The 19,915-nt window shown below is 62.8% G+C and carries 17 protein-coding genes and 1 tRNA gene; 9 read left to right on the top strand and 9 right to left on the bottom strand.

The window, feature by feature from the left end; genetic code table 11:
* Nucleotides 1-294 precede the first annotated feature (294 nt).
* The 3 genes from ribB to ACS3WB_RS15720 all read right to left on the bottom strand — a co-directional run bounded on the left by ribB (nucleotide 295) and on the right by ACS3WB_RS15720 (nucleotide 5,715).
* Entirely contained in the window at nucleotides 295-1,371 is a 1,077-nt protein-coding gene (ribB, locus tag ACS3WB_RS15730) for a 3,4-dihydroxy-2-butanone-4-phosphate synthase (RefSeq protein WP_438276421.1), read from the bottom strand.
* A 407-nt stretch (nucleotides 1,372-1,778) separates the two neighbouring features.
* Complete coding sequence (locus ACS3WB_RS15725; protein ID WP_438276420.1) at nucleotides 1,779-3,506, bottom strand: cation:proton antiporter; 1,728 nt, start codon at nucleotides 3,504-3,506, stop codon at nucleotides 1,779-1,781.
* Nucleotides 3,507-4,020: 514 nt separating this feature from the next.
* Nucleotides 4,021-5,715 carry a methyl-accepting chemotaxis protein gene (locus tag ACS3WB_RS15720; RefSeq protein WP_438276419.1) on the bottom strand — a complete coding sequence of 565 codons (1,695 nt, stop codon included), beginning with the start codon at nucleotides 5,713-5,715 and terminating at the stop codon, nucleotides 4,021-4,023.
* Here ACS3WB_RS15720 and ACS3WB_RS15715 point away from each other — a divergent pair.
* On the top strand, nucleotides 5,708-5,881 hold the full coding sequence (locus ACS3WB_RS15715) for a hypothetical protein (RefSeq protein ID WP_438276418.1): 174 nt from the start codon (nucleotides 5,708-5,710) through the stop codon (nucleotides 5,879-5,881). The genes ACS3WB_RS15720 and ACS3WB_RS15715 overlap by 8 nt on opposite strands.
* Nucleotides 5,882-6,091: 210 nt before the next feature.
* On the opposite strand, the gene ACS3WB_RS15710 is transcribed toward ACS3WB_RS15715, so the two are convergent.
* On the bottom strand, nucleotides 6,092-6,568 hold the full coding sequence (locus tag ACS3WB_RS15710) for a hypothetical protein (protein ID WP_438276417.1): 477 nt from the start codon (nucleotides 6,566-6,568) through the stop codon (nucleotides 6,092-6,094).
* A 189-nt stretch (nucleotides 6,569-6,757) separates the two neighbouring features.
* Nucleotides 6,758-7,087 (bottom strand): ArsR/SmtB family transcription factor, encoded by a 330-nt coding sequence (locus ACS3WB_RS15705; protein ID WP_438276416.1) that lies wholly within the window; start codon nucleotides 7,085-7,087, stop codon nucleotides 6,758-6,760.
* 178 nt (nucleotides 7,088-7,265) lie between these two features.
* Here ACS3WB_RS15705 and ACS3WB_RS15700 point away from each other — a divergent pair, with 178 nt between their 5' ends.
* From ACS3WB_RS15700 to ACS3WB_RS15685, 4 genes are all read left to right on the top strand, one after another.
* Complete coding sequence (locus tag ACS3WB_RS15700; protein ID WP_438276415.1) at nucleotides 7,266-8,570, top strand: NAD(P)/FAD-dependent oxidoreductase; 1,305 nt, start codon at nucleotides 7,266-7,268, stop codon at nucleotides 8,568-8,570.
* A gap of 18 nt (nucleotides 8,571-8,588) precedes the next feature.
* A complete protein-coding gene (locus tag ACS3WB_RS15695; RefSeq protein ID WP_438276414.1) occupies nucleotides 8,589-8,792 on the top strand; it encodes a YgaP family membrane protein in 204 nt (67 codons plus the stop codon).
* Nucleotides 8,793-8,857: 65 nt separating this feature from the next.
* Entirely contained in the window at nucleotides 8,858-9,871 is a 1,014-nt protein-coding gene (locus tag ACS3WB_RS15690) for an efflux RND transporter periplasmic adaptor subunit (protein WP_438276413.1), read from the top strand.
* Nucleotides 9,868-13,134, top strand: coding sequence for an efflux RND transporter permease subunit (locus tag ACS3WB_RS15685; RefSeq protein ID WP_438276412.1), 3,267 nt, complete (start codon nucleotides 9,868-9,870; stop codon nucleotides 13,132-13,134). Before ACS3WB_RS15690 ends, ACS3WB_RS15685 begins: the two co-directional genes overlap by 4 nt.
* A gap of 99 nt (nucleotides 13,135-13,233) precedes the next feature.
* Here the strand turns inward: ACS3WB_RS15685 and ACS3WB_RS15680 are convergent.
* The 4 genes from ACS3WB_RS15680 to mnmA all read right to left on the bottom strand — a co-directional run bounded on the left by ACS3WB_RS15680 (nucleotide 13,234) and on the right by mnmA (nucleotide 15,670).
* Nucleotides 13,234-13,310: transfer RNA gene (locus ACS3WB_RS15680), tRNA-Met, on the bottom strand.
* Between the two features lie 107 nt (nucleotides 13,311-13,417).
* On the bottom strand, nucleotides 13,418-13,753 hold the full coding sequence (locus ACS3WB_RS15675; protein ID WP_438276411.1) for a hypothetical protein: 336 nt from the start codon (nucleotides 13,751-13,753) through the stop codon (nucleotides 13,418-13,420).
* Nucleotides 13,754-13,807: 54 nt separating this feature from the next.
* Nucleotides 13,808-14,446: a class I SAM-dependent methyltransferase gene (locus ACS3WB_RS15670; protein ID WP_438276410.1), complete on the bottom strand. Its 639-nt coding sequence runs from the start codon at nucleotides 14,444-14,446 to the stop codon at nucleotides 13,808-13,810.
* A 21-nt stretch (nucleotides 14,447-14,467) separates the two neighbouring features.
* On the bottom strand, nucleotides 14,468-15,670 hold the full coding sequence (gene mnmA / locus ACS3WB_RS15665; protein ID WP_438276409.1) for a tRNA 2-thiouridine(34) synthase MnmA: 1,203 nt from the start codon (nucleotides 15,668-15,670) through the stop codon (nucleotides 14,468-14,470).
* A 416-nt stretch (nucleotides 15,671-16,086) separates the two neighbouring features.
* Here mnmA and ACS3WB_RS15660 point away from each other — a divergent pair, with 416 nt between their 5' ends.
* The 4 genes from ACS3WB_RS15660 to fliF form a co-directional block, all read left to right on the top strand.
* Nucleotides 16,087-17,619 carry a flagellar hook-length control protein FliK gene (locus ACS3WB_RS15660; protein ID WP_438276408.1) on the top strand — a complete coding sequence of 511 codons (1,533 nt, stop codon included), beginning with the start codon at nucleotides 16,087-16,089 and terminating at the stop codon, nucleotides 17,617-17,619.
* 10 nt (nucleotides 17,620-17,629) lie between these two features.
* A complete protein-coding gene (locus ACS3WB_RS15655; protein ID WP_438276407.1) occupies nucleotides 17,630-18,322 on the top strand; it encodes a flagellar hook assembly protein FlgD in 693 nt (230 codons plus the stop codon).
* Between the two features lie 207 nt (nucleotides 18,323-18,529).
* Nucleotides 18,530-18,805, top strand: coding sequence for a CtrA inhibitor SciP (sciP, locus tag ACS3WB_RS15650; protein ID WP_002714638.1), 276 nt, complete (start codon nucleotides 18,530-18,532; stop codon nucleotides 18,803-18,805).
* Between the two features lie 175 nt (nucleotides 18,806-18,980).
* A partial coding sequence (fliF, locus tag ACS3WB_RS15645; protein WP_438276406.1) for a flagellar basal-body MS-ring/collar protein FliF occupies nucleotides 18,981-19,915 on the top strand: 935 nt, incomplete at its 3' end.

Genomic DNA, 19,915 nt, shown 5'->3' with positions numbered 1-19,915 from the left:
CGTTCGTCTTCGGTCAACTGATCGTCCAGACAGAACGGATCGTCCCACTGGAAACCGACCGGCACGGGTTGGTCCTTGCTTTGCGGACGAACGCTCATGACAATCCTTTCACATCGGTCCAGATGCCCAATCAGGTCTACCTCACTATATAGATAATTCGAGGACAGAACCACGTCATTGCGGAATGCAGCCGAGGGAACGCCAGACCCGGCGATTTATGATCCCGCCCTCAACATCCGGTTCATTAGCGACAGGTGCAGAGCATGTAAGCTCATGCCCGGCCGACAACAGCCGTCAGCTTTCGAGATATTCGTTGGAAACGATCTCGATACCGAATCCGGACAGCCCCTTGTACTCGTATGCGGACGAGGTCAGATGCCGGATCGAGGTCACGCCGAGGTCGCGCAGGATCTGCGCGCCGACCCCGACCTCGCGCCACTGCCTGTTGCGATCGGCTTCCGCCGATTTGTCTTCGGGGAGCGGCGCCACCGGCACCCCCGCCGCACCGTCGCGCAGATACACCAGCACGCCGCTTCCGGCCTTCCTGAAATGCTCGAGAACGACCTCCATTCGCCTCGGCCCGGCGAAAATATCGCGCACGATATTGGGCTTGTGGAAGCGAGTGAGCACATTCCTGCCGTCGCCGATGCCGTTATAGACGAACGCGACGTGGGCGGTGGAATCGAACGGTGAGCGGTATGCGTAGCCCTGCAGCGGCCCGATCGGACTTTCGGTGGTGAATTCCGAAACGCGCTCGATCAGCTTCTCCCGCGCCTGACGATACGAGATGATGTCGGCGATGGTCACGTGCTTGAGCCCGTGCGCGGCAGCAAACCGCGCCACCTGCTCGCCTTTCATCACCGTGCCGTCGTCATTCATCAACTCGCTGATGACGCCGACCGGAGGCAGGCCGGCGAGCTTGCAGAGATCGACCGCAGCCTCGGTATGGCCCGCGCGGAGCAGCACGCCGCCATTTCGCGCGATCAGCGGAAAGATATGACCGGGCCGGGCAAAATCGCTGGCACCTGCGTTGGGATTGGCGAGCGCCCGACAACAGGAGGCGCGCTCTTCGGCCGAAATGCCAGTGCCGCCGTCGGGCTTGTAATCGATCGAGACGGTGAAGGCCGTGGTATGGTTGGATTCGTTATGCGCGACCATCGGATCGAGCCGCAGCCGCAGCGCATCCTCGGTCGTTATCGGCGCGCAAACGATACCAGACGTGTGCCGTATGATGAACGCCATCTTCTCCGCGGTGCAGAGCGAGCCCGCGACGATCAGATCGCCCTCGCCCTCGCGGTCGTCATCGTCGGTCACGACGACGATCTCGCCATTGGCGAAGGCCTGGAGGACTTCCGGAATCGGATGAGACATGAGGCGCGCTTTCCCGGGTGACGGAATTTCGTATGACCTAGTAGTCCGATTCTAACATTTGCATTCCGTTGCGGCAGGCGTTCTTGCAAAGGTTAGAATCAAAGGACCACCAGAAAATATAGGTTTCAAGTGGAGTTCTGGATTTGACATTCGCTTCTCGCGTTCGCTGCAAACCGGGCAGCGAATGTCAAATCCACTCCACTAGAGCATTTTCCGGCTAAGTGGAATCCGGTTAGCGTCAAGAAAATGCTCTCCATCAATAATGCACGCGTATTCCGATCGCAAAAGCGGTACCCACTTTTGCGGAATACGCGCCGGGCAGGCTGCGGCGTAACCCAACGGCCTGGCATCTGCCTGAGATCAGGCTTTATATATATGGTTTCGCAGCGAAAATAGCGAGGTACGGCTTACGGCAGCACCTCCCGGCGTTCGCTCAGAAGTAAGTCGGTCTCGGCGCGCTTGTCGGCCAGCAGGCCATTGTCGGCGGCCTCGATCGCCGCGAAAAGCTCGTGCGCGTCCGTCAGCCGCGTCACCGTCACGTAGTCCGCGCCCGCGGCATATTGATCCTCGATATCCGACAGCAGGTCCGCCGTCGAAATGATCTTCGCGGTCGGGTTGAGCGAGCGGACATGACGGACGAGCTTGACATTGGTGGCGCCCTTGAGCAGCGCATCCGGGACGCTCAGAATGATGATCTCGGCGCCGCCGACCCCGGCATGAAGCAGCGTGTCCACGTTGCTGATGTCGCCATAGGTAACGCGCAGCCCACGGGCGGAAAGAGTGCTGAACACCACAGGGTTAAAGTCAACCACCGCGATCTGATCGAGTAGCGACTCGTTACGGCGTTCGATTTCGCTCAAGAGCGCGCTGGCGGCGCGGAAGAATCCAAGAATAACAATGCGGCGCGGCTCGCCATGACCTCCTCCGTGTCCGCCCTCGCCAGCCTCGGTGCGATCGAGGTCGCGTAAGCCAAACCGCTTCAAAAGCCCGATCCCCGATCGCGAAAGCTGATCGCTGCGTCCGATCGCAAACGTGCTCAGCACGGCCAGCACCACGAAGGCGAACGAGGCCGCGCTTGCGGTCTGGGTGCTGATGTGTCGTGCAGCCAGCCCTGTCTGGATCACGACCAGCGAGAACTCGCTGATCTGTGCCAGGTTGATGGCCGGCAGCAGGCTGGCACGCAGGCCCTGCTTCATCAGATACAACGGCACGAACGTCGTGACCACGCGGCTCACCACCGTGAAGGCCGCGATCGTCAGCGCAAGCCAGATCACCGAGCCGTTCGGAATCGGAATTGTCATGCCCAGCGCGACGAAAAACAGCGTGATGAAGAAATCGCGCAGCGTCGTCACCTTGGCGGTGACATCGAGCGCATAAGGGAAGGTCGAGAGCGACACGCCCGCCACCAGCGAGCCCATTTCGCGGGACAGGTGCAATCGCTCGGCGATTTCCCCGATCAGAAAACACCACGCCAGCGCGCCCAGCAGCACCAGTTCCGGGCGGCGCGCGATCTGGTGAAACAGATGTGGCAGCACATAGCGGCTGAGGATCAGCGCGGTCGCGACCAGCGCGCCCACCCGCGCAATCGAAAGCAGGATGATGGAAATCTGAAGGTTGTCGAGGCTGGGCTGTACCGCCAGGAACAGGATCGCGAAAATATCCTGCAGCACCAGCACCCCAAGGGTGATGCGGCCCGGCAGCGTGTCGAGTTCGCGTTTCTCGTACAGGACCTTGACGATGATGACCGTGCTCGACAGCGCACAGGCGACGCAAAGATACAGCGCATCGAAACCGCCCTGCCCCATGGCAAGACCGATCGCCATGAAGAACAATACGCCAAGAATGCAGCCGCCGAGGAGTTGGCCGCCGCCGGCGATCAGGATCACCGGCCCGGCGCGCACGATCTTCTTCAGGTCGATTTCCAGTCCGATCATGAAGAGCATGAAGATCAGCCCGAGTTCGGAAATGGTCTGGATCGATTCCTGCGATTTGACCCATCCCATTCCGAACGGTCCGATGACGAACCCGGCCACCAGATAGGCCAGGATCAGCGGTTGCCGGGAAAAATGCGCGGCCAGCCCGAGACCCCAGGCGAACAGGATGGAAAGCGTGATATCGCCAATAAGTTCGTGCATGTCCCTCGGCCGATCGGCAGCATTTCCGCAAAGCTTAACCCAAGATACGCGGTTACCGCCGGCTTCGTCGATGCCCGCTTGCGCCTGCTGCTTCGTGCCCTCAGGGACGTGGCTATCCGCGAAAGCCCGGCCGTTCACGCATGGCATTGCAATCCGGCATCGGCAACCGTGAACGGCGGATGTACTTGATCCGTGTTGTCATGGAAAGACGTGGCAGCGGGAGAGGATTCCAACCTCGATCCCAGCCATGACCACGTGCCCGGGTGTTTTATAGCCGCCAGAATACAAAACGGGCGTTTTAGGTCATTCGCTGCTTCTGCGGGTGCATTCTGATCGAGTTCTGCACCGGACCCCATCACGTGCTGGAAAGCCGTGACTTCGTGGCGCCAGGTCCGCGCATTATCTGGACGAGGCGCTGACCGGAGCACGCCAGCGAACCTCAACGCAGCATGCCGGCGCAGCAGCGCTTTCACGCCAGGCTGCGTTTTGCCGACGTCCGACCGGGTGCCGATCTCTACGCGACCCGGACCGAGTTCAGGAAGTTGTTGACCTCCGCCTTGAGCCGGGCGCTGTCGCGCGACAACGTTTGCGCGGCAGTCAAAACCAGCGACGAGGCCGTTCCGGTTTCCGCCGCTCCGCGCTGGAGGTTGCCGACATTGGAGGAAACTTCCTGCGCGCCCTGGGCGGCGTGCTGGACGTTGCGGGAGACTTCCTGCGTGGTTGCGCCCTGTTCTTCGATAGCCGAGGCGATCGTGGAGGAGATGCCCGACAGCTTTTCGATGGAGTTGCGAATTTCGTTGATCGCGGCGACCGATTCCTGCGTGGCGGATTGGATGTCGCCGATCTGCTGACCGATTTCACCGGTGGCCTTGCCGGTTTGCTCGGCGAGCGCCTTCACTTCCGAGGCAACGACGGAAAACCCGCGGCCAGCTTCCCCGGCGCGCGCCGCCTCGATGGTGGCATTGAGGGCGAGAAGGTTGGTCTGACCCGCGATATTGTTGATGATCTCAACGATGTCGCCGATACGCGACGCCGCGCTCGACAGCGCACTGACGCGCTCAGTCGCCGAATGAACCTGATCGACGGCATTGCCCGCCATGCGCGCCGACTCCTGCATCCGCTGGCTGATTTCGCGAACCGAGGCGGTCATCTCCTCGGTGGCGGAAGCCACCGAATTGACGTTGGAGGAGGCTTCGTTGGATCCGTTGGCGACGCGTGCGGCAAAATCCCTTGCATGGTCGGCGTTCGACGCGAGCGTGGCTGCGGACGCTTCCAGTTCGGTCGCTGACGTGGCGACGGCCTGAACGATCTCGCCGATCGCCGCTTCGAAGGAATCGGCGATCTTCGTCATGTCCGTCTTGCGCTGGATGTCGGCCCGGCGTTGCGTGGAATTGACCTCTTCCCGGCTGAAGCGGATCAGCGTCTGCACGGTCTGAAGGTTGCGAAGCGCCATACCGATTTCGTCATCGCGCTTGATCTCGATCCGATTGTCGAACTTGTCGTGGACCAGGTTCACCATCGTTTCGTTCAGGTGATGCATCGGCTCCTCAAACGCACGAAGCGTCTGACGCCCGACGATTCCTGCGGCAGCAACCCCGGCAATGCCGAGAAAGCCGAGGACGAGCCCCCATGTCCCACCAACTACGGTTGCCCCCAGCGCGCTACAGGCCAGCAGGAAAGCGGCCTGCAGCGTGATCAGTGTCGTCATTCGCGCCCGGATGGTCCGTGTAAACAGGCCGAAGCGGTCGAAGAACGATCGCTTCCGGATGATACCGGCATCGATCCGGTACGGATGCCGCCGCTGTTCGCGAATGGCTGCATAAACTTCCTCTGCCAGCGCACGCTGGTCGGCAGCAAGCCTGGTCCGGATCGAGGTATAGCCGGTGACCTGCCCGTTCGTGCGAATCGGCGAGGCAGTCGCCAGCACCCAGTAAAAGCCGCCGTTCTTGCGTCGGTTCTTGATCGCGCCGACCCAGGGCTTCTCGGCCTTCAGCGTGTCCCAAAGATTTTCAAACGCCTCCGGCGGCATGTCCGGATGACGGACGATGTTGTGCGCCTTGCCCATCAATTCCTCGGGCGTGAATTCCGCGGCGTCGATGAAGTCCTCGTTGACGTAGGTCAGACGACCTTTGAGGTCGGTCCTCGAAACGATCAGCGTTTCGTCGGAAACGGGATATTCGGCGTCGGTAACCGGAAAGTTCTTGCGCACGTGGAAACTCGTCGATCTGTTGTGGTTGAAGCAAGCGTTACGCCACCCGATGCGCAGCCATGACGCGATTCGCGAAGAATTGCGTGAGCAGAAACCGGGAGCGGCGCCCTCAAAAGATTACCGGGAAAGAATGCACGTCGAGGCTGGCGGCAACTGGGACAAGTGAACCATCGCGGAGGCACCTTCTGTGGCTTACCGGGAAACTTGCGTTCTAATGCGTAACGGTAGCAGGATAGAACAGTTCAGTTAAAAAACGGTGGTTGGCTGTTCGGCCGGTCTTGGCGGTGCCGGCGCACACCTGCGGAATGCACGGCGAGTCCTCCCTTGCCGCTCCGAGAACAGCGACCGATCGTCAGGCATGTCGTTTCATTCCTGCTCACTTCGCCGCCGGCGTCTCCGCGTCGAGGCGATAGCTGGCATGACAGGCGACGCACGCCGATAGCTGCGTGCCCAGGCTTGTGAGCAACTGCTCGCGACTCGCGCCTGACTCCGCTGTGGCGGCAATCTCGTCGAAGCGCTTATGGACGCTGAGCCCGAGCCGTTTGAACTCGATCGGCAACTTGGCCATCAGTGCCGGATTGACGTCGGCGGCCGCGGCCATGCCGCTCGCGCGCGCGGCCTGCGCAATCCGCTTCATGTCACCTGCCGCTACCCCATCGACGACGACCTGCACGGTCTCAAGCATGCTGCGCATTTCGGCGAGCACGAGATCACGCTCTTCCGATGCCAGCAGAACAGCCGTACGACCGTCGGGCGCCACACGTGTCCGGCCGTAAACGAAGAAGAATGCAGCAGCCGCGATGGTAATAAGCCAAAGGGCGATAGCCGCGACGGACAGCACACGTGCAGTCATAGAATCGTTCTCCTTGTTGCCACGGACAGCCATCGCTGCCGATGAGGTAGCCCTCATCCCCGCACCGTTCATATCGGCCAGCCTGATTTGAAGCAGACGGGAGCTTCCATCGTGCACGGGCCGGCACCAGCGTCAAACGGCCAGTCGCCCAAGCCCATTCGCCGTGGGCGCCAAATCCAGCAACGGCCTCTAGGAGCTTCGAGTATTTACTTGTCGACCGCCGCGCGGCCGCTTGCCTCGGGCCGGTGCGCAAAAAGCTGAATGCAGCGCCTCCACAACCGTTAAAACCTCCGGCCGTGCGATGGAATAATAGACCGTCGTTCCTTCGCGACGGGCTTCGACAAGTCCGTCCGACCTGAGCCGCATGAGTTGCTGCGACATCGGCACCTGTTCGATCCCGAGTCCTTGACGCAATTCAGCGACTGACCTCTCGCCGTCCACCAGTGCGCAGAGCACCAGTAGGCGCTGCGGATGGGACAGGCTGCGCATCAGTTCCGCGGCCGACTCCGCGGCCGGCATCATATCTCCTACATTCATAGTATTGAATTTATACTCCTTGAATGTTATGTGCAAGCGGTCGGGCCTTCACGAGAGGCCGACGCAAGGTTCAAAGGACAATTTGCTCCTGCCTTGAACCAGATCAAGACGCAATGAGCGATGTCAGGGAAACTCGGCGGATAAATCGGAGGAATAGTCCATGTCTCACATTGTCGTTCTCGGCGCGGGCCTTGGTGGAACCATCATGGCCTATGAGATGAAGACCAAGCTGAGACGCGATGACCGTCTCACCGTCGTTAATCTCGGCTCGACTTATTCGTTCGTGCCCTCGAATCCATGGGTCGCCGTCGGATGGAGACAACCGGCGGAAATCGAAGTCGATCTTGCTCCGGTCCTAAAGCAGAGAGGCATCGAACTGCGGCCGGAAGGAGCCAAACGCGTCGAGCCGGCTGAAAATCGGATTCAACTCAACAACGGCACATCCGTTTACTACGATTATCTGATTATCGCCACCGGACCTGACCTGGCCTTCGACGAGGTGCCGGGGCTGGGCCCGAATGCCCATACCCAGTCCGTCTGCCAGACCGACCATGCCCTGCAGGCCAAGGTCGCATTCGACAAGCTCATCAAGACGCCGGGACCGGTGGTGATCGGCGCCGTGCAAGGCGCGTCCTGCTACGGCCCGGCCTACGAATTCGCCTTCATCCTCGAAACGGCCTTGCGCAATGCGCGCGTCCGCGACCGCGTGCCGATGACCTTCGTGACGCCGGAGCCCTATATCGGCCATCTCGGGCTCGACGGCGTCGGCGACACCAAGGGGCTGATCGAAAGCGCGATGCGCGACCGCCACATCAAATGGATCACCAATGCGCGCACGACAAAGGTCGAACCTGAAAAGCTCGTCGTCGAAGAAGTCAACGACGATGGCACGGTCAAGGCGACGCACGAACTGCCCTTCGCCTTCTCGATGCTGCTGCCGGCCTTCCGCGGCGTCCCGGCCGTTCATGGCGTCGAGGGTCTGACCAATCCGCGCGGCTTTATCGTCATCGACAAGCACCAGCGCAACCCGACCTTCCCGAACGTTTTCGGCGTCGGCGTCTGCGTCGCCATTCCGCCGGTCGGCAAGACGCCGCTCGCGGTGGGCGTGCCGAAGACCGGTTTCATGATCGAATCCATGGTCACCGCCACGGCGGAAAACATCGCTTCGCTCCTCAAGGGCGAGCAGCCGAAGGCGGTCGCAACCTGGAACGCAGTCTGCCTCGCAGACTTCGGCGATGATGGCATCGCTTTCGTTGCACAACCGCAAATTCCGCCTCGCAACGTCAACTGGTCGTCGCAGGGCAAATGGGTCCACGCAGCCAAGATCGGTTTTGAGAAATACTTCCTGCGCAAGGTGCGCCAGGGCAAGGCCGAGACCTTCTACGAAAACCTCGTCCTCGACATGCTCGGAATCAAGAAGCTGAAGGAAATTCACGTGGAGACGGCCGAACAGACGCAGTCTTGAAGCAGAGGAGAAACGACAATGACGATCGATCGCGCCGTGATGATGTTTGCCGGCTTCATGGTTCTCGTCTCGCTGGGGCTCGGATTCTACGTGTCGCCCTGGTGGTATCTGCTCACGATCTTCGTCGGGGTGAACCTGATCCAGGCGTCGGTCACAGGCTTTTGCCCTTCAGCCATGATCTTCAGGAAACTCGGCTGTCCGGCCGGCGTCGCATTTAAATAACGACAAGGTCTTCTCCATCCGATGGTCGGGCGAGACTTGTGATCGCCCGTGAAAGCTGCACGCTCATGCATCGACCGATCTTGCGTTTCCTCACAGCCGCTCTCGCCGGCGCCGCGATCGCCGGCGCGACGGCGACCGAGGCTGGCGAATTCATCGTCAAGGCCACGACAATTCCCGAGATGAAGGCCGTGTTCGGCCAGGTCGAGAGCCGCATCGTGGTGCCGGCGCGTGCCCGCATCGGCGGCTCGGTTCGGGAACTCCGTATCAGCCAGGGCGACGAAGTCAGGGAAGGACAGGCGATCGCCGTCATTGTCGACGACAAGCTCGCGCTCCAGCTCAACGCTGCCGATGCCAAGGTCGAGGCGCTCAACTCGCAGCTCGCCAATGCACGCGTCCAGCTCGAGCGGGCGCAGCAACTCCGGGCGAGCGGAGCAGGCACGCAGGTCAACCTTGATCAGGCCAAAATGCAGTTCGAGGTCGCAACCAATCAGGTCGCGGCGGCCAAGGCGGAGAAGACCGTCATCGAACAGAGTGCACGCGAGGGGACTGTCTTCGCGCCGGCAACGGGCCGGGTGCTCACCGTCCCCGTCACGCTCGGTTCGGTGATCCTGCCCGGAGAGGACATCTCCCGGATCGCGCCGGGACCGTATTATCTGCGGCTGTCGCTGCCGGAGCGTCATGCCGGCGAGATCACGCAGGGCTCCGACGTGTTGGTCGGCGCTCGCGGACTCTCGACTGCGCCGGACGGACTTCCTGCCGCGCATCGCGGCCGCATCGTCAAGGTCTATCCCGAGATCGTCGACGGGCGCGTGATCGCCGATGTCGAGGTCCAAGGGATCGGCGATTATTTCGTCAACGAGCGTACGCTGGTGTCGATCCCCGTCGGCAAACGCGAGGTGCTCGCTGTCCCGCCTCAGGCGATCCGGACGATGCATGGCGTCGACTACGTACGCCTTGTCACGCCCACCGGAGGAATGGACGTCGCCGTCATTCTCGGCGAAGCCGTCGAAGAGGACGGCCAAAGCCGCACAGAGATTCTCACGGGCCTGCACGACGGCGACCGGATCGTGCTGCCATGAAGCTTGGTCTCGCCGGTAATCTCACCCGCGCCTTTATCGCTTCACCGTTGACGCCGCTGTTCCTGCTCGCCTCCCTTGCGCTGGGGCTTGTGGCGCTGATCTCGCTGCCGCGCGAGGAAGAGCCGCAGATATCCGTGCCCATGGTCGACATCCATGTCGCCGCCAACGGGTTGAAGGCCGAGGACGCCCTGAAGCTCGTCACCGAGCCGCTGGAAACGATCGTCAAGAGCATCGACGGCGTCGAGCACGTGTATTCCCAGACCGAGGACGACGGCACCGTGGTGACGGCGCGGTTCAAGGTCGGCACCAGTTCGGACGCCGCCATTCTTCGCGTGCATGAGAAGGTCCGGGCCAACATGAACCGGATCCCGGTCGGGATTCCGGAGCCGCTCATCGTTGGCCGCGGCATCGACGACGTGGCGATCGTGGTCGTCACGCTTCGCCCGACGACGGCGGCTGCGTCCCGATGGACTGCGAACGGGCTGACGCGGCTCGCCCGCGAGCTGCAGGTCGAGGTGTCCAAGCTGCCCGACGTCGGCCTCACCTATATCGTCGGCGAGCAGCCGGAGCAGTTTCGCGTCGAACCTGACCCGGAAAAGCTTTCGCTCTACGGCATCACCCTTCAGCAGCTCGCTGCCAAGATCGAAGGCGCCAACCGTTCGTTCCGCATCGGCACGGTGCGGGAGGACACGCAGCAGCGCGCGATCGTCGCCGGACAAACCCTGCAGGCGCTGCCCGAGATCGGCAACATCCTACTCACCGCACGCGACGGCCGCCCCGTCTATGTCCGCGACGTCGCCAATGTCGTGCTTGCAACCTCGCCGGCCGAAAACCGCGTCACCGACATCCGCAAAACGGCTGATGCCGGCCTTGAACGCGCGCCCGCCATCTCGCTCGCCATCGCCAAGCGCCCCGGCACCAATGCGGTGGTGATCGCCGACGAGATCGTGCGGCGGCTGGAGCAGACGCGCGGCCAGATCTTCCCGGCGGATGTCGAGATGACGGTCACGCGCAACTACGGCGAGACGGCGAACGAAAAGGCCAACGAACTTCTGTTCCATCTCGGCCTCGCCACGGTATCGATTGTTGTGCTGGTCGCCGTCGCCATCGGCTGGCGGGAAGCGCTCGTGGTCGCGGTAGTGATCCCGACCACGATCCTGCTCACGCTGTTCGCCTCCTGGCTCATGGGCTACACGCTCAACCGCGTGAGCTTGTTCGCGCTGATCTTCTCCATCGGCATTCTGGTGGACGACGCCATCGTGGTGATCGAGAACATCGCCCGCCACTGGGCGATGCGCGACGGCCGCTCGCGCGCGCAGGCCGCGATCGACGCGGTGGCCGAGGTCGGCAATCCGACCATCGTCGCGACGCTGACGGTGGTGGCAGCGCTGCTGCCGATGCTGTTCGTGTCCGGCATGATGGGGCCCTATATGAGCCCGATTCCGGCCAATGCGTCGGCGGCGATGCTGTTCTCCTTCTTCGTCGCCGTTATCCTGACGCCGTGGCTGATGATGAAGTTCGGCGGTGGCTCCATAGCGTTTTCAAGCGAAGTAGAATCCGGTTCGCGTCAGGAAAACGCGTCAACACAAGAATCCAAGGCGGGCGGCGGTCACGAGGATGCGGGCGGCGGCCGCCTCGGCCGGATTTACGTCGCGGTCGCAAGGCCCATCCTTGCTGCCCGCTGGCGGTCCTGGACTTTTCTTCTCGTCGTCGGCTTTGCCACGCTGGCCTCGCTCGGGCTGATCTACACCAGGCATGTCACGGTGAAACTCCTGCCCTTCGACAACAAGGCCAATCTCCAGGTCGTGGTCGACCTGCCAAAAGGCTCGTCTGTCGAGGATACCGACCGGGCGCTGCAGGCGATGGTCGATCGCCTGGCATCCGTGCCGGAGATTGTATCGTTTCAGACATATGCCGGCACGAGTGCACCGTTCGATTTCAACGGGCTGGTGCGGCACTATTATCTTCGCTCCGGTCCCGAGCAGGGCGATATTGCCGTGAACCTGCTCGCGAAAGGCGACCGCGCGCGCGCCAGCCATGCCATCGCGCTTGAACTCAGGCAGCGCCTGAAAGATCTCGACCTGCCGAAGGATGCCGTCGTGAAGGTGGTCGAGCCGCCTCCGGGGCCCCCGGTGCTCGGCACGCTGCTCGCGGAGATCTACGGTCCCGATCCGAACACGCGGCGCGCGGTGGCCGACAAGGTTCGCGCGGCGTTCAAGAGCGTGCCATTCATCGTCGATGTCGACGACAGCTATCACAACCAGGCTGAGCGCGTGCGCGTCGCGATCAATCAGGACAATCTCGAATATTACAAGGTCGAGCAATCGGACGTTTACGACACCCTGCGCGATCTCTATGGCGGCACCACGGTGGGCTATTCCCAGCGCGGTGGAGGACGCTACCCGATCGCCATCCGTCTCGCACTGCCGAAGGCGCACGCTGTGATGGATGCGCGCGCGCTGACGACACCGGTGCCCGCCAACGCCCTTCCCGGCGGCCGTGGGGTAGTCGAACTCGGCGATGTCGTCAGCGTCACCCGTGAGCCGGCGTCCTGGCCCATCTTCCGCCACAACGGCCGCTCCGCCGAAATGGTGCTGGCGGAACTCGCCGGCGCCTATGAAGCGCCGATCTACGGCATGCTCGCGGTGCGCGATGCGATCGACCGGATCGACTGGGGCAACCTTCCGAAGCCCGTGATCGCACTGCACGGCCAGCCGGACGACGAGACGCATCCGACCCTGCTTTGGGACGGCGAATGGGAAGTGACCTGGGTGACCTTCCGTGATATGGGCGCGGCCTTCATGGTGGCGATCCTCGGGATCTATATCCTCGTCGTGGCCCAGTTCGGCTCGTTCAAGTTGCCGCTGGTGATCCTGACGCCGATCCCGCTTACCTTCATCGGCATCATGCTCGGCCACTGGCTGTTCAATGCGCCCTTCACCGCGACATCCATGATCGGGTTCATCGCGCTTGCTGGCATTATCGTGCGCAACTCGATCCTGCTGGTGGATTTCATCCGCCATGCGCGCCGGCCCGACCGGCCTTTGACAGACGTGTTGCTGGAGGCAGGCGCAATTCGCTTCAAGCCGATCCTCCTGACCGCGATCGCCGCGATGATCGGCGCAGCCGTCATCCTTGCCGACCCGATCTTCCAGGGACTCGCTATCTCGCTGTTGTTCGGCCTCGCATCATCGACGGCGTTGACCGTGCTCGTGATCCCGGCAATCTATATCGTCCTGAGAGGAGACCGCCCGCCGCTTTAGCCGCGATCGTCACCTGCCGCATCGGGCCCTGACGTCACAGGCAAAGACCGGATGGCGGCAACTTAGGGGGATTTGCGATTCCGGAACATACAGGGATGATGGTAGCGAGGGAGGGACTCGAACCCCCGACCCCAGGATTATGATTCCCGTGCTCTAACCAGCTGAGCTACCTCGCCGCAGTGTTCACGGCCGACGAAAGCCGTGAACGTGCGGCGGCATATAAAAAGCCGCTCAATGGCGTGTCAAGCAAAGCCGACCGATATGCCGGTTTATTAGTGACGGCTTATTTCGGCCGCACGTTGGGGTCCCCGCCGGGGCTGCCAGGTGGCGGAATAACGGGCGTATTGCCGCCTTCCGGCGTCGGCGCGCGCATCTCCGGATCGACGCCCGCAGGCGGGCACAGCACACCGTCGGATTTCGCCAATTTGTCCCCGAGCGGCTCCCTGGTTTTGCCGGTCGTCGTTCCGTTCGGCGAGATCGTATCGTGAGGGGCGCAACCGGCGTTCGCGGAGGGAGCCGGCGTCGTGGCAGGGGGTGCGCCCGGCGGCGGCGCCTGTGCAAAGGCGGTCTCCGGGAGCGCAACAAGTGCGACAAATACGAACAAGGACGTGGTTGTCATCCGCATGTGATGGCAACGAACGGCGACAGCCGATGTTCCGCCGGAAACCGACAATCACGATTTGCGATAGCGGATCAGCGAGAAGTGTCCCATCGGCGGCATCGGACGCCGCTCGAAGAGCGTCACGCCGCCATGCTTTGCAGCCCAGTTCACAAGGCGCTGCCACGGAAATTCGGGGCGCCAGCCGAGCCGCCGGGCCAAAGGCGCAAACGTCAGCTCGAACAGACGGCGAAACCCGCGCTCGGCGCCGATGTGATTGACCAGAATCAATTCGCCGCCCGGCTTCAGCACGCGGACGAAGTCGTCCAATGTCGCTTCGGGGTCCGGCACCGCCGTGATGACGTACTGCGCCACGACCGCGTCGAAAAACGAATCGGCAAAAGCGAGATTCCTGGCGTCCATCACCGCCAGCATTTCGACGTTTGTGAGATTGAGCGCCCGCACGCGCTGCTGCGCCTTGCGCAGCATCGGTTCGGAAATGTCGACGCCATACAGTTTCGTGGTGGACGCATAATCCGACAGCGACAGTCCGGTGCCGACGCCGACGTCAAGGATACGACCGCCGATCGTATCGGCTATGGCAATGGTGGATTGGCGGCCCGGATCGAAAACCTTGCCGAACACGAGATCGTAGATCGGCGCCCAGCGGCCATAGGCCTTCGCGACGCCTGCGCGGTCGATGTCGTTGCCCATGCTGTCCGCGCGTCCCGAACCCTATCCGCGCAGTTCGGCGGCGAGCGGCGCCACCGACGTACCGTTCTGCATGGCCGTTCCGCTTGCGCGCTTCGCCATGGCACGCGCGATGAACCCGCCGCCGAGCACTCGCGCCTGCCCTTCCGGCCCATCGTAGAACACGCAGGCCTGACCGGGCGACACGCCCTCCTCGCCGGCCACGAGTTCGATTTCATAGCGGCCATCGATGGCGCGCAGCCACGCCGGCTGGGGCTTGCGGGTCGAGCGAACCCGCACGAACAATTCGAGTCCTGTCCCCACCGCCCGATCGAGCGCGCCGTCGCCGATCCAGTTCACGTCGCGCAGGACGATACGGTGCATCTTCAACGCTTCGCGCGGTCCGACAACCAGACGCCGGTTTACCGCATCGAGACTCAGAACATACAGCGGCGCGCCGGAGGCAATGCCGAGGCCGCGGCGCTGTCCGACCGTGAAATGTACGATGCCCTCGTGATGGCCGAGGACGTGCCCGTCGAGATCGACGATATCGCCGGGCTCCAATGCATTCGGCTTCAGCCGGCTGATGACATCGGTGTAGCGGCCGGTCGGCACAAAACAGATATCCTGACTGTCGTGCTTGTCGGCAACCGACAGGTCGAAGCGCCGTGCCAGTTCGCGGGTCTGCGCCTTCGTCATGTCGCCGAGCGGAAAGCGCAGGAAATCGAGTTGCTCGCGCGTGGTGGCGAACAGGAAGTAGCTCTGATCGCGATCCGCATCCGCCGCGCAGAGCAGCGCGCGCGAACCGCCGGCCAGACGGCGTGAGGCAACGTAATGGCCGGTCGCCAGCGCGGTGGCGCCAAGCTCGCGCGCGGTGGCCAGAAGATCGCGGAATTTGACCAGACGGTTGCACTCGATGCAGGGCACCGGCGTCTCGCCCGACGCATAGCTGTCCGCGAAATTCTCGATCACGGTTTCGCGGAAGCGGCTTTCATAATCGAGCACATAGTGCGGAATGCCGAGGCGTTCGGCAACGTTGCGGGCGTCATGGATATCCTGACCGGCGCAGCAGGCTCCCTTGCGATGAGTGGCCGCGCCGTGATCGTAAAGCTGCAGGGTTATTCCGACGACGTCGTAGCCCTCGGACTTCAACAGCGCGGCCGTCACCGACGAATCGACACCGCCCGACATGGCGACCACGACCCGCGTATCCTGAGGACGGCCTTCAAGATCCAGACTGTTGAGCATTGATCCTGTCATACATGAGATCGCACAAGGTCGCACGCCTTGCCGATCGAAGACTTTCGCGGTGTTCCGGAGCGGGAATTCCGTTCCATCCGGCCGACCGAAAGACCAGCTTTTGTACACTAATATAGTTCGTATTCCTGCGAGGCAATCAGGGCCAGACGACGGCGACGAACCAGCGGCAAATCTTGCCGCCGGGCAGAAAGCAAGCAGTCGAACCGGCCCGGCCGGCGGCTGGACACACCGTACAACTCATTGAATATACTGACCATAAGCTCAAACCGGATGATGGCCCGGTCCTTGCTGCTCGCTTGGCACCCTATCGCGAGAGGTTGCCTGTGCTTAGCGTGACACCAGAAACCGCCACCAGCGCGTCGTTACCGAATATGCGGCAGAGGCTTGAGAGGGACGACCAGCCGATGGGGAACTCTTTTGAGGCCCTGGTCGATATCAGCGCACAGGCTTCGCAGGCTCCCGCCGTGCCTGCGTCGAATTGGTCCGACCAGCCCGCCATGCGCCCCGACCGCCCTCCCGGCGCCTCCGGCCCGGATCGTACCGCGGCCGATAATAACGTACAGGCCCGGGGTTCCCAGCCGTCCTCCACCGGATCGCAGCAGACCAATTCGAGCGCAGAACCGGCCGCCGGCAATCAGAAGGCCGATGCACCCACAAAAGCATCGAACGCCGGACACCATCATAGGACCAAACGCGGAGATACCGAGGTCGCTTCGAGCGGGAATGCTTCAAATCCCTCGCTGACGACCCCGGACGTCACAACCACAGATCCGACAGCCCCTCCGCAAGTCACGGTAACGCCAGTCGCGGTCGCGGTTCCGGTCGCAACACCGGTGGCCGCGACACCATCGACGGCCGCCGCAACCGCGGCACCCGATTCGGCGAGCGCATCAACCGGTGCCGCCGGCGCGTCGGCGACCGGCGTCACCTCCGCTCTTCAAGCCGCGCTCGCGGACGCCGATTCCAGCCCGGCTGCGGATACGGCCGTTGCCACAGCAGCATTCCAGAAAGAGGCGACGGCCTCGCCGGCTTCCCAGCAGGCCGTGCAGGCAACCGCCATGCAGACCCTCGGAGCCGCGGTCGCCGCGGCGACACCGGCCACCGCGAAGGCGGGTACAAAGCCAGCGGACAATGCGCAGCCGGCCAAGACGACCGCATCGGTCATGACGGGTCTCCAGCCCTCACCAACGACAGCGGATGCATCAGCGCCGTCAGCAGCCTCCGCGAGTCCGAACGCGCCGCACGACGCCACGTCCGGCGATCACAAGCATGATGCCGTCGCCAGCGACAGCACAAAAGCTGCCTCGTCCGATACCGGCACGCCCGCGACGCAGCAAGGAGCAGCAGCACCGCAGCATTCCGGACAGGCGAGCGACGCCGGCGCGCCGCAGCCGCCGCCCGACAACGGTCAACCGCAGGGTATCAACGGCACCCTGGCGCAGCCGCAGGCGCAATCAACCGCCGCGACAACGCCCGCAACGCCGCAATACAATGTCGCGGCAGCCACCGGCGCTGCGGTGCCGCTGAACGGTCTGGCAGTCCAGATCGCGGTCACGGCCCAGAGCGGAAAGAGTCGCTTCGAAATCCGCCTCGACCCCGCCGACCTCGGCCGCATCGATGTCCGTCTCGACGTCGATCGCCAGGGCCGGGTCACATCCCATCTGACGGTCGAGAAACCGGAAACGCTCGCGATGCTGCGGCAGGACGCGCCCCAGCTCCAGCGCGCGCTGCAGGACGCGGGCCTGAAGACCGGTGACGGCGGTCTGCAGTTCAGCCTGCGCGATCAATCCTCGCAGGGCCAGACCCCGCGCGACGATACCGGCCGCAATGCGCAGCGCCTGATCGTGACCGAAGACGACATCGTTCCGGCGACGGCGGCCGGACGAAGCTATGGCCGGATGCTCGGATCGAGCGGCGGCCTCGATATCAGGGTGTAGGGAGACGAACATGACGAGCTCAGTGGGTTCCGCGGTTCAGCAGGTGGTGTCGGGCACGACGCCGTTGCCCGCTTCCTCCTCAAACTCCGCGGCATCAAGCAACAACGGCACACTGGCCGGCAACTTCCAGACCTTCCTGACGTTGCTGACGACGCAGTTGCAGAATCAGAACCCGCTCGATCCGCTGGACACCAACCAATTCACCCAGCAGCTCGTCCAGTTCGCCGGCGTCGAGCAGCAGTTGAAGACCAACGATCAGCTTGCCAGTCTGGTTTCCCTGCAGCAGACGACGCAGGCAACGCAGGCGCTGGATTTCGTCGGCAAGAATGCCGTGGTCGACGGCAGCACCGCCACCATGACCAACGCGGCAGCGACATGGCAGCTAAGCGTCCCGGCCGCCTCCACTCTCACCGTCAACATCGCCAACAGCACCGGTCAGAACGTTTTCTCCGGCTCCTACGGCGTCAATGCCGGCGACAATCAGGTTTTCTCCTGGAACGGCCTCGGCAACGACGGCACGCAATGGCCCGACGGCAAATACACGCTGACGGCGACGGCGGCGGATGCGTCCGGCAATCCGGTCATGGTCTCGACGCAGATTCAGGGTCAGGTCAATTCCGTTGATCTCACCCAATCGCCGCCGCTGCTGTCGATCGGCGGCCAGACCTACACCATCAGCCAGATCAAGCGCATCGTGAACTGACCGGCGCGGCTCTTGCCTGGTCGACACGGAACGTACCTTTCTGCTTCCCATCCGACCGGTCTGGCGCGCCCGGAACGGCTACCCGGCGCCGTTCCCAATCAGTCTTTTCAAGGAGAATCGTATTGAAGCCTTGGGCTTAGGCAAATTTTAAGCCGCAAGGCGTAGCTTCCTCGGCGAGTTCAGTGGTTTAGAGTTTGTGAGTACGCCATGACAGAACCCCATCGCCCGAGGGTGAAATACGTCATCGGGCCCGACGGAAGCCCGTTAACAATCGCCGATCTGCCGGCGCCCGGCACCAAGCGGTGGGTGATCCGCCGCAAGGCCGAGGTCGTTGCCGCGGTGCGCGGCGGATTGCTCTCCCTCGAGGAGGCTTGCAGCCGCTATACGTTGACGGTCGACGAATTCCTGTCCTGGCAGTTCTCGATCGACCAGCATGGCCTTGCCGGTCTGCGCACCACACGAATCCAGCAATACCGCCAGTAAGACACTTCCAGATTAGTGCGAATTCTCGGAAAACCGGCCTCCTTCTGGAGACCGGTTTTTTGTCATTGAGCAATTTCGTCACGGGTCTTAACCGTCGTTAACCATATCGAAACCATACCATAGGCAATAATTGCCGAGTCGGCCCTTCCGCGGGCCGGGTCAAGGGGCTGGTTCGTTGCAGGGGCTGCTGGCATTTCTGAAAGGCCTGGGCGCGTCACGGTTGATGGCGATGGTCGCCGTCACCGCCGTGCTGATCGGCTTCTTCGCGTTCGTCATCATGCGCGTCACTGCCCCGCAGATGACGACTCTCTTTACCGACCTCAGCGTCGAGGACTCCTCCGGAATCATCAAGGACCTCGAACGTCAGGCAATTCCCTACGAGCTGCGCAACGACGGCGCCGTCATTCTGGTGCCGAAGGACAAAGTGACGCGGCTGCGGATGAAGCTCGCCGAGGCGGGACTGCCCAAGGGCGGCGGGGTCGGCTATGAGATCTTCGACAAATCCGACGCCCTCGGCACCACGAGCTTCGTCCAGAACATCAATCGCCTGCGCGCGCTGGAAGGCGAACTCGCCCGCACCATCCGCGCCATCGACCGTATTCAGGACGCCCGCGTCCATCTGGTGCTGCCCGAGCGGCCGCTGTTCTCTCGCGAAGCGCCGCAGCCATCCGCCTCGATCGTTCTGCGCGTCCGCGGCGGCCTCGAGCCGCAGCAGATCCGCGCCATCCGTCATCTCGTTGCCTCGGCCGTCAACGGACTGAAGCCGCAGCGGGTGTCCATCGTGGACGAAGCCGGTCAGTTGCTTGCCGACGGCTCGAACACCGATGCCGACGGCGTGAGCGGAGACGAGCGGCGCGCCGCATTCGAAAAGCGCATGCGCAATCAGGTCGAGGCCATCGTGTCGTCCGTGGTCGGAAGCGGCAGGGCGCGCGTCGAGCTATCCGCCGACTTCGACTACAACAAGATCACCCAGACCTCGGACAAGTTCGATCCGGAAGGCCGGGTGCTGCGGTCCAGCCAGACCCGCGAGGAATCCTCCGTCACCGCCGACAACAACGGTCAGGTCACGGTCAACAACGAGTTGCCCGGCACTCAGCAATCCGACACGAC

Source organism: Nitrobacter sp., assembly GCF_051535215.1.
Classification (GTDB): Bacteria; Pseudomonadota; Alphaproteobacteria; order Rhizobiales; family Xanthobacteraceae; genus Nitrobacter.
The sequence above is the reverse complement of the archived record's forward strand: the minus strand, read 5'-3'. Positions and strand labels throughout refer to the sequence as shown.

Excerpts from the sequence above, each read along its gene's own strand:
- ACS3WB_RS15705 (WP_438276416.1), bottom strand. The coding sequence starts at position 7,087 with ATGCCGGCCGCGGAGTCGGCCGCGGAACTGATGCGCAGCCTGTCCCAT.
- ACS3WB_RS15690 (WP_438276413.1), top strand. The coding sequence starts at position 8,858 with ATGCATCGACCGATCTTGCGTTTCCTCACAGCCGCTCTCGCCGGCGCC.
- ACS3WB_RS15710 (WP_438276417.1), bottom strand. The coding sequence starts at position 6,568 with ATGACTGCACGTGTGCTGTCCGTCGCGGCTATCGCCCTTTGGCTTATT.
- ACS3WB_RS15700 (WP_438276415.1), top strand. The coding sequence starts at position 7,266 with ATGTCTCACATTGTCGTTCTCGGCGCGGGCCTTGGTGGAACCATCATG.
- ACS3WB_RS15685 (WP_438276412.1), top strand. The coding sequence starts at position 9,868 with ATGAAGCTTGGTCTCGCCGGTAATCTCACCCGCGCCTTTATCGCTTCA.
- ACS3WB_RS15695 (WP_438276414.1), top strand. The coding sequence starts at position 8,589 with ATGACGATCGATCGCGCCGTGATGATGTTTGCCGGCTTCATGGTTCTC.
- ACS3WB_RS15655 (WP_438276407.1), top strand. The coding sequence starts at position 17,630 with ATGACGAGCTCAGTGGGTTCCGCGGTTCAGCAGGTGGTGTCGGGCACG.
- ACS3WB_RS15675 (WP_438276411.1), bottom strand. The coding sequence starts at position 13,753 with ATGACAACCACGTCCTTGTTCGTATTTGTCGCACTTGTTGCGCTCCCG.
- ACS3WB_RS15725 (WP_438276420.1), bottom strand. The coding sequence starts at position 3,506 with ATGCACGAACTTATTGGCGATATCACGCTTTCCATCCTGTTCGCCTGG.
- ACS3WB_RS15670 (WP_438276410.1), bottom strand. The coding sequence starts at position 14,446 with ATGGGCAACGACATCGACCGCGCAGGCGTCGCGAAGGCCTATGGCCGC.
- ACS3WB_RS15660 (WP_438276408.1), top strand. The coding sequence starts at position 16,087 with ATGGGGAACTCTTTTGAGGCCCTGGTCGATATCAGCGCACAGGCTTCG.
- sciP (WP_002714638.1), top strand. The coding sequence starts at position 18,530 with ATGACAGAACCCCATCGCCCGAGGGTGAAATACGTCATCGGGCCCGAC.
- mnmA (WP_438276409.1), bottom strand. The coding sequence starts at position 15,670 with ATGCTCAACAGTCTGGATCTTGAAGGCCGTCCTCAGGATACGCGGGTC.
- ribB (WP_438276421.1), bottom strand. The coding sequence starts at position 1,371 with ATGTCTCATCCGATTCCGGAAGTCCTCCAGGCCTTCGCCAATGGCGAG.